This window comes from Lentzea indica, assembly GCF_012184385.1.
Taxonomy (GTDB): domain Bacteria; phylum Actinomycetota; class Actinomycetes; order Mycobacteriales; family Pseudonocardiaceae; genus Lentzea; species Lentzea indica.
In genome coordinates this window covers 1-8,410 of the sequence record NZ_VSRL01000334.1, presented here as the reverse complement: position 1 = coordinate 8,410, position 8,410 = coordinate 1, and the positions used below count along the sequence as shown (strand labels likewise).

Genomic DNA, 8,410 nt, shown 5'->3' with positions numbered 1-8,410 from the left:
CGAACAGGCCCGCCGTGCGTCGGCGGTGGCGGCGGCCGTGCGCGACGAGGAGCGCGAGCTCGCCAACGCGTTGCACGACACCGCTGCCACGACTTTGCTGATGGTCGGTACCGGGCAGGTGCGGGCCGACGCGGCCTGGCTGGCGTCCCAGGCAGAACGCGACCTCGCCCGGCTGCGATCCGGTGGCGGCCCGTCTCCGGCCCAGGCCGATCTCGTCGATCTGGTGCGCGCCGACATCGACTCGACTCACCTGACCGTCGACCTCGACGCTCCGCACGACCTGCCGTTGCCCTTCGACGTGGCGAGCGCGATCGCCGGAGCGGCGCGCGAAGCCCTGAACAACGTCCGTCGCCACGCGGGCACGGACCGAGCGGCGGTCCGCCTGCGCGGGGACTCGCAGGCGCTTCTGGTCGACGTCGTCGACACGGGCCGCGGGTTCTCGGCCGTGGCCGGATCGACCCGGCGCGGGTTGCGGGAGTCCGTGCACGGCCGGATGAACCGCATCGGTGGAACCGCGACGATCACCTCCGCCGAGGGAGCGGGCACGACCGTCCGGCTGGAGTGGCGGGCAGACCGTGGGTGACGTGGAACTCGCCCAGCAGACCAGCTCGCAGCTGCACCGCGGCCTGCGCGTCGCGGTGCTGCTCACGGCCTCGGGGACGGCGCTCGTCCTCGGCATGATCAATCTGACGCGGCGCCTGGACCGCTACGACCTGCCAGTGGTTCAGTTCGCCGCGTATGCGGCGCTGGCCGCGGTGCTCGCTGTGGAAGCGGTTCTGGTCGTTCGAGATCGGCCGTGGCGGGGATGGCGCGTACCTGCGGTGGCATTGGTGCTCGCTGCTGCTGCCGCGTCCTACCTGACGGTGCCTGGCGGTCGCATACACGTTGACTGGATGTTCGGTGCGGCGAACTGGGTCGGGCTGGCCGTCCTGCTTGATCGTCCACTTCGGACTGTTGTGGCGTTCCTGTGTGCGCACGAGTTGCTGGCGTTCCTCAACCTGGCGCTGCTGTACGAGATCAATCGGTACTCGCTCGCTGGGTTCGCCACCGGGTCGGTCACCGTGATCGGGCTGCCGTTGTGCGTAGCGGTGGTGGCCGGTGTGCTGGGCCGGATCAGCGAGGAGGCCGCGGCGGCAGCGCGGGAACTCGAACGGGTGCGCACCGAGGAGGCCGTCGCGGTGGCGGCGCATCGGCGGCGTGCCCAGCGGTTCGCCGAGGTGTCGGAGACCGCGGCGCCGTTGCTCGAAGGGCTGGCCGACGGGTCGCTCGTGCCGTCGGATCCCGATGTGCAGAGCCGGTGTGCCGTCGAGGCGGCTCGGATGCGGCGGTTGTTCGCCGAGACGGACGAAGTGGAAAACCCTCTGCTGCACGAACTGCGGCACTGCGCGGACATCGCTGACCGCAAGGGCGTCGAGGTTGAGCTGGACGCGCGTGGCCGGTGGCCCTCGCCGCCCGTGGTGGTGCGGCGCGACCTCACCGACGTGGCGCTCACGGTGCTCGCGACCGCGGGCTCGTGGGCCAGGGTCACCGTGGTGGGCGGCGACGATCTGGTGTCGGTGAGCGTTGTCGCGGACTGCGGCGAGCTCACCGTGCCCGAACCCGCGACGCCCGGCGTGCGCGTCGAGACGGTGAGCGGTGGCGGAACCACGTGGATGGAGGCCCGATGGCAGCCGAGCCCGAGCTGATCACCGCGGTGATCGTGGACGACCACGTCGCGATCGCCGCGGGTGTGCGGTACTGGTGCGAGCAGGCGGATCCGCCGATTCGCCTCATCGACGCGGGTGCCCGGCTCGCGGACGTGTGGACCGGGCCCGGCGCCGAGGCCGACGTGGTGGTCTTCGACCTGGAGCTGGTGCCGGGGCAGCCGCAGTTCGGCGAGCTGCGCAGGCTCGTGGACAGCGGACGCCGTGTGGTCGTGTACTCCCAGCACGCCGACGACGCCACCGCGATCAAGTGCATCGACATCGGCGCACTGGCGTACCTGACCAAACGCGAAGGTCCCCACCACCTGGTGCCCGCTCTGCGCGCGGCCGCGCGGGGAATGCCTTACACCGCCCCGTCCCTGTCCGGAGCGATCGTCGCCGACACCGCACCCGACCGGCCGCGGTTGTCCCCGCGCGAGATCGAGGTGCTGCGCTCCTGGTTCGCCTCGTCGTCGAAGGAACTGGTCGCGGCGAAGCTGCACATCGGCGTCAAGACCGTCGACACCCACATCACGCGAGCGCGCGTGAAGTACGCCAACGCCGGCCGCGCCGCCTCCACCAAGAGTGAACTCGTGTCCCGCGCGCTCGACGACGGCTTCATCACCATCGCCGAGCTCAACGAGCGCTGATCATGTAGGGCGTTCGCCGGACACCGCTCAGCGCACGCCGTTCCTATCGTTGCTGCAAGAGAGCGAAAGCGCTCTCGCACCAACGAAGGGGGAGGCGTTTTGAAGGGAATTCTCCGCAAGAGCGTGATCGGCTTGGCCGCGGTGGCGGTGGGAGCGGTCACGTTCGCCGCTCCGGCGTCGGCGCTGGGCCCGGCCCCGTGCTCCGCGATGGCGTCGATCATCCGGTCGGGCCACAACATCCTCGTGCCGGTCACCAAGGGCAGCCCCAGCTGTCAGATGGGCCGCACCTACGCGGTGGCGAACGAGAAGGTCGTCAGCCAGTTCCAGGTCGGTCTGAAGAGCTGCTACCCGAGTCTCAACATGGCCTCGCCCTACTCGGACGAGAAGGTGGGAAGCCTGGTCGCGGACGGATCCTTCGGCCCGCGCACCGAGGCCGCGCTGAAGGCCGTGCAGAGGTACACCGGTGCCGCCGACGACGGCATCTACGGCCCGAACACCCGAGACCACATCAAGTTCCTCGATGCGGACCGCCGCGGCTGCCATGCGTACTGACCAGAAAGGACTCAAGATGAAGTCGAGCCTCGCGCCGCTGCGGCGAGCCGGACTGGGCATCGCCGCCGCCGCACTGGCGGTCAGCGGGATGGCCGTGTCGACAGGATCGGCGTCGGCCGCGACGCCGCTGTGCGAGAAGATGATCACCTATACGAACCAGGTCAAGGACCGCATCGTGGTTCCTGTCACCAACAGCGGCCTGATCACCTGCACCATCGGCCGCGGCCTAGCCGCGAACACCACCGTCGTGGCCGGGTTCCAGCGCGGGCTGATCCAGTGCTATCCCGGAATCCGCCTGGCCGCGCCCTACAGCGACGAGTTCGTCCGCGACCTCGACAGGGACGGCAGCTTCGGTCCACGCACCGAAGCCGCGTTGAAGGGCGTGCAGAACTACATCCGCACCACGCCCGACGGGATCTACGGCCCTGACACCCGCAACCGGATGAAGTTCCCCAGCGGCACGACCTGCAAGCCGTTCCTCGGCTGAAGGACGACCTGACCGCCACACCCCACCGGCCCGCCGCACGCGTTCGTGCGGCGGGCTACCGGTGCACGACGGCAACAGTGCATGGGGCGTGGTAGAGCACGGCGTGGCTGACCGAGCCGAGCACCGCTCGCCGCAGGGCGCCGCGGCCGTGGCTGCCGACGACCAGCAGGCCCGCGTCGTCGGCGACGTCGAGCAGCGCCTGTGCCGGGCCGTGCAACGACACCTGCCGCTCCACTCGCACGTCCGGATGCTTCTCCTGGTGGCCTGCCAGGCATTGGGCGATCACCGCTTCGGACTCGGCGCGCACCTGGTTCCAGTTGTAATCCCAGTTCCCCACCGGAGCGAGCGCTTCGATCGGCATGTCGGCCCACGCGTGGACAGCGAGCAGGTCGCGGCCGCGGCGCCTGGCGAACTCGAACGCGAAGTCGATCGCCGCCGCGCTCGTCTCGGATCCGTCGACGCCCACCACGACCCGGCCGTCCATCGCCTTTGCTTCTCGCACAACCACAACCGGACGTTCGTGGTGCCCGGCGAGCTCCGCGGCAGTGGAACCGAGCAGTGCTCGCGACAGGCCGGAACGGCCGGAGGAGCCGACGACCAGCATCTGCGCGTCGTGGCTGATCTCGCCCAGCACGTCGGAGGGGTGGCCGTGCTCGAGGCGCGTGGTGATGTCGAGGCTGGGGGACAGGCGAGCGCACTCGGCGGCGACGCCTTCCAGTTCGTTCTCGGCGTGAGAAAGCACCGACCGCTCGCTCACGGCTTCGGGCAACGGCGTGGACAGCGGGGTGAAGACCAGCTCTGGAAGTGGCCCCCGCACCACGTGCACGATCAGCAGTCCGCAGTGGCGACTCGCCGCTTCCTCCGCGGCCCAGACAGCGGCCGAGCGCGCAGGTGACGATCCGTCGAAGCCCACCACGACCGCGTGCTTTCCGGACTCGGTTCGGGTCATCTCCTGCTCACCTCCACCGTGGCGGTGTGGTTTACCCGGATCGCGCAGCAGGGAAACGTGTCACCGTTCGCGGTCCGCTGTACTGCGTTGCTCGCGAGCGCGCCGTGCCCGCAGCGAGCCCGAGTGGGCCTTGGCTGCCGGGTCGCGTTTGGTCTTGACGAGGCTGGCCACCATGACGACCAGGAGCACCACGGCGATGACCACGAGGCTGAGCAGCGTGGGGATCTCGGGAACGCGGTGGTCGACGTCCTCGTGCGCCCACTGCAGGATCAGCTTGACCCCGATGAAGGCGAGGATCAGCGAAAGCCCGGTGGACAGGTACACCAACCGATCCAGCAGGCCTTGCACGAGGAAGAACAACGCGCGCAAGCCGAGCAACGCGAAGGCGTTGGTGGCGAAGACGACGTAGGGCTGAGCGGTGATGCCGAAGACCGCGGGAATGGAGTCGAGCGCGAACAGCAGGTCGATGGTTCCGATCGCCACCAGCACCAGGAACAGCGGCGTGACCATGCGCCGGCTCTTCGTGCGCGTGACGAGATCACCGTCCACATAGTCCTCGGTCACGGGCAGGACCCGGCGCGAGGTCTTGACCACGACGTTGTCCTCGATGTCGGGGTCCTCGTCACGATGCCGGAACAACTGCACGGCCGTGTAGATCAGCAACAAGCCGAACAGCAGGAACACGAACGAGAACAGCGACAGCAGCGTCGCGCCGAGCGCGATGAAGATCGCACGCATGATCAGGGCGAGCACGATGCCGAAGGTGAGCACCTTGTGCTGGTGCTCGTCCGGCACCGCGAAAGTGGCCATGATGATCACGAACACGAACAGGTTGTCGACGGACAGGCTCTTCTCCACCAGGTAGCCCACGAAGTACTCCGTGCCGGGCCCGCCGCCGTAGTGCACCGTGAACCAGAGACCGAACGCGACAGCGACCGCCACGTAGAACACCGACCACGCGGCGGCCTCGCCGAACCCGACGTGATGGGGGCGCACGGCCGCGACAACGAGGTCCACGGCGAGCAGTAGCACGACGAGACCGACGGTCAACGCCCAGGTGAGGAAGCTGATGTCGAGCTGAGCACTCATGTCACCTCCAGCGCCGGAGCCCTCGCCCGACGCGTCACGGGTTCCCGTTCACGACCGGAGGCGAACCTTCCGGCACCGATGAACTCGGCCGATCGAGAACGTGAGACCGCAGCCGGTTACGCTCTCCGGTACTCGACCGACCGGCACGAGGAGGTCCACATGCGACCGGAACGCGTCACCGAGGTCATGAACGATCCACTCGCACAGGAGCTGCTGGCCTCCGCGATCCCGGCACGACTGGCGTACATCGGAACCGACGGGTTCCCGCGGGTGATCCCGGTGGGAGTGCACTGGAACGGCACGCGGATCGTCGTGGGCACCCCGACGAACTCGGCGAAGGTGCCCGCGTTGCGGGCCAACCCGAAGGTCGCTCTCACCGTCGACACCGACGTCCCGCCGCAGAAAGTGCTCCTGGTGCGTGGTTCGGCGGCCGTCGAGATCGTCGACGGGGTGCCGGACGCCTATCTGGCCGGTGTGCGGAAACTGGTCGACCGCGGCCACAAGGACGCGGCGTGGTTCGAGAACTTCGAGCAGCAGGTCCGCGGGCTGTACCAGCGGATGGCGCTGATCACGATCACACCGGAGTGGGCCAAGTTGCTGGACTTCGAGACCAGGATTCCGAAAGCGGTCGAGGACCTGGTGACAGGTCGCGCGAGCTCCTAGGCCGGCAGAGGACGAGTCTCGACTCGAGGAGGATCTGATGCCCCAGTACGCAGTCCTGATCTACTCCCCGGCGCCGGCCGACCTGACGGAGCTCACCTCCGACACCCTCGAGCAGCTCGACCGATACCCGGCCAGGGTCGAGGAACTCGGTGGCCGGATCGTCAGCGGGTTCGCCCTGCACCCCACCACCGCCGCCAAGGCGGTCCGCGGCGACCACGTGATCGACGGACCGTTCACCGAGGCGAAGGAGGTGGTCGCCGGGGTCTTCGTCCTGGACGCGCCCGATGCGGACGTCGCCCTGCGAATCGCAGAGCTCCACCCGGCCACCAGAGAGGGCGGCGTCGAAGTCCGCGAGCTGTTCACGCCGCCCGTCCAGTGAGCAACGGTTCGCCTCCTCGGGACCCGTCCCACCTGACCTGCCATGCCAGTGCATCGCGTCATCCACGGCCCTGCGTCAGTACGTCAGAGCCGCGGCCAGCTCGGCTGCCGTGCCGCGCACCGCGGGCGTGTCGTACCGATCGCACTCGGCCAGCGCCCGCACCCGGAACTCCCGGGCCTGCGCCGAATCCCCTGCAGCGTCAGCGAGTTCCGCGAGCCGCGTCATGATCTCGACCCGGTGATCGGACAGGCGCGCCTCGTCCAGCGCTGCCAGCAACTGCTGCCGGGCCTCGTCGAACCGCCCCGCGTCCATCAGCAGCAGACCCCGGTTGTGCCGCACCCGAGCGACCCCGGCGGTGGCGCCGTGCTTGCGGAACAACGACTCCGCCTCGTCGAGGAGCTCCAACGCGGCCGTCACCTCGCCCGTCGCCGCCACGCTCGTGGCCAGCCGGATCAGCAACATCGACAGCAGCTCGTCGTCACCGCCGACCTTGCGATGCTGGTCGACGCTGCGCTGCTGCACCTCGACGGCCTCGTCGAGCTCGCCGACGGTGTGCAGCATCAGGCCGAGCAGCGAGAGCGCCAGGTTCTCGCCGATCAGGTAGCCGGCCTGCTCGAACAGCTCGACGGATCGGCGTCCCAGCCACACGGCCTTCTCCGGTTCGGCGACCCGCCGCCGGATCGCCGAACCGTAGTACCAGGTCCACGCCTCGGTGAGGGTGTCGTCGACCGGAACCGCCGCGGCCTCCTCGTGCACGGTCAGTGCCTCGTGCGGCTGTCCGCACAACGCATACAGCGCCCACGACAGGTAGTTCAACTGCTCCGCGGCGTCCCTGGCGTTGCCCAAGTACCGCGCGGAGCACGCACCCGCGCCGAAGACCTCGCGCCACAACTCGCCGACGCCGTGCATGTCCGAGTACCAGTGCATCGCCTGTGCCAGCCCGAGAACCCGCTCGTGCTCACCCGACGACACCGCCGACCGAAGTGCGCCGCGCCAGTTCTCCAGCTCCAGCTCCAGCCAACGGGCCGCGGACTCCTTGTCGTGCACCGGACCCGCACTCTCGGCCGGCACGTCGTGGTCGAAGAACCGCGCGGCCTTGGTGGCCATGTCGAGCAGCCAGTGCCGCACCCGTGAGCGCATCTCCCGCACGACGCCGGGATCCTCGTCGAGCTCAAGGCGTTCGGCGGCGAACACGGTCAACAGGTCGTGGCGCGTGTACCGGCCGGGCGTCTCGCTGATGCCGAGCAGACTGGCGTCGGCGAGCTCCTCCAACGCCTCGTCGGGGAACTCCGTCAGCACCGCGGCCAGGTCCTCGCTCGTGTCCGGACCGGGAACCAGCGCCAGTCTGCGGAACAACGACGCGGCACCGGGGCTCAGCTGGTGGTACGAGAGCTCGAACGCCGCCCTGACCTGCAGGTCACCGGCTCTCAGCACGGACAACCGGCGCCGCTCGTCCTCCAGCTGCTCCGCGAGGTGTCTGACCGTCCACTGTGGTCTGCTCGCGAGCCGGTTGCCCGCGATGAGCAACGCGAGCGGCAGGCCACCGCACAACGCGGCGACCCGCGCGGCGGCCTCGGGCTCGGCCGCCAGGCGCTCCGATCCCGCGACGATGCGCAACAGGGCGACGGACCGGTCCAGCGGCAACATGTCCAGCGCGAGCCGGTGCCGGGCGTCGAGGCCGGTGAGGGTCCTGCGGCTGGTCACCAGCACCAGCGTGCTGGGGCTGGACGCGAGCAACGGCCGCACCTGTGCCTCGTTCTCGGCGTTGTCCAGCACCAGCAACACCGTCCGGTCGCGCAACTGCGACCGGTACAGCGACAGCTTGTCGTCCGGGTCGGCGGGAATCTGGCGTTCGTCCACCCCGAACGACCGCAGCAGCCGGTGCGCGGCCCGGTCCGGCGTCAGCGGCTCGGCGTCCGTGCCACGCAGGTCGAGGAACACGCAGCCGTCGGCGAACCG

Annotated in this window: 10 protein-coding genes; 7 read left to right on the top strand and 3 right to left on the bottom strand. The window is 69.4% G+C overall.

The genetic code is table 11. The annotated features are described in order from the left end of the window. From FXN61_RS44540 to FXN61_RS44520, 5 genes are all read left to right on the top strand, one after another. The coding region (locus FXN61_RS44540; RefSeq protein WP_376770814.1) for a sensor histidine kinase at positions 1-583 on the top strand (583 nt) is incomplete at its 5' end. A 1-nt stretch (position 584) separates the two neighbouring features. Then, positions 585-1,685 carry a hypothetical protein gene (locus tag FXN61_RS44535; RefSeq protein WP_167979863.1) on the top strand — a complete coding sequence of 367 codons (1,101 nt, stop codon included), beginning with the start codon at positions 585-587 and terminating at the stop codon, positions 1,683-1,685. Next, on the top strand, positions 1,664-2,332 hold the full coding sequence (locus FXN61_RS44530) for a response regulator (protein ID WP_167979862.1): 669 nt from the start codon (positions 1,664-1,666) through the stop codon (positions 2,330-2,332). Before FXN61_RS44535 ends, FXN61_RS44530 begins: the two co-directional genes overlap by 22 nt. 99 nt (positions 2,333-2,431) lie before the next feature. Further along, entirely contained in the window at positions 2,432-2,884 is a 453-nt protein-coding gene (locus FXN61_RS44525) for a peptidoglycan-binding domain-containing protein (RefSeq protein ID WP_167979861.1), read from the top strand. 16 nt (positions 2,885-2,900) lie between these two features. Beyond that, positions 2,901-3,371, top strand: coding sequence for a peptidoglycan-binding domain-containing protein (locus FXN61_RS44520; protein WP_167979860.1), 471 nt, complete (start codon positions 2,901-2,903; stop codon positions 3,369-3,371). 55 nt (positions 3,372-3,426) lie between these two features. Here the strand turns inward: FXN61_RS44520 and FXN61_RS44515 are convergent, their stop codons facing one another. Together FXN61_RS44515 and FXN61_RS44510 are read right to left on the bottom strand one after the other, a co-directional pair. Beyond that, positions 3,427-4,320 (bottom strand): universal stress protein, encoded by an 894-nt coding sequence (locus tag FXN61_RS44515; RefSeq protein WP_167979859.1) that lies wholly within the window; start codon positions 4,318-4,320, stop codon positions 3,427-3,429. Between the two features lie 60 nt (positions 4,321-4,380). Then, on the bottom strand, positions 4,381-5,409 hold the full coding sequence (locus FXN61_RS44510) for a TerC/Alx family metal homeostasis membrane protein (RefSeq protein WP_167979858.1): 1,029 nt from the start codon (positions 5,407-5,409) through the stop codon (positions 4,381-4,383). 159 nt (positions 5,410-5,568) lie between these two features. Between FXN61_RS44510 and FXN61_RS44505 the strand changes: the two genes are divergently transcribed. Further along, complete coding sequence (locus FXN61_RS44505) at positions 5,569-6,072, top strand: pyridoxamine 5'-phosphate oxidase family protein (RefSeq protein ID WP_167979857.1); 504 nt, start codon at positions 5,569-5,571, stop codon at positions 6,070-6,072. A gap of 37 nt (positions 6,073-6,109) precedes the next feature. Further along, positions 6,110-6,451 carry a YciI family protein gene (locus tag FXN61_RS44500; RefSeq protein ID WP_167979856.1) on the top strand — a complete coding sequence of 114 codons (342 nt, stop codon included), beginning with the start codon at positions 6,110-6,112 and terminating at the stop codon, positions 6,449-6,451. Between the two features lie 75 nt (positions 6,452-6,526). Here FXN61_RS44500 and FXN61_RS44495 read toward each other — a convergent pair. Next, a partial coding sequence (locus FXN61_RS44495) for a tetratricopeptide repeat protein (protein WP_167979855.1) occupies positions 6,527-8,410 on the bottom strand: 1,884 nt, incomplete at its 5' end.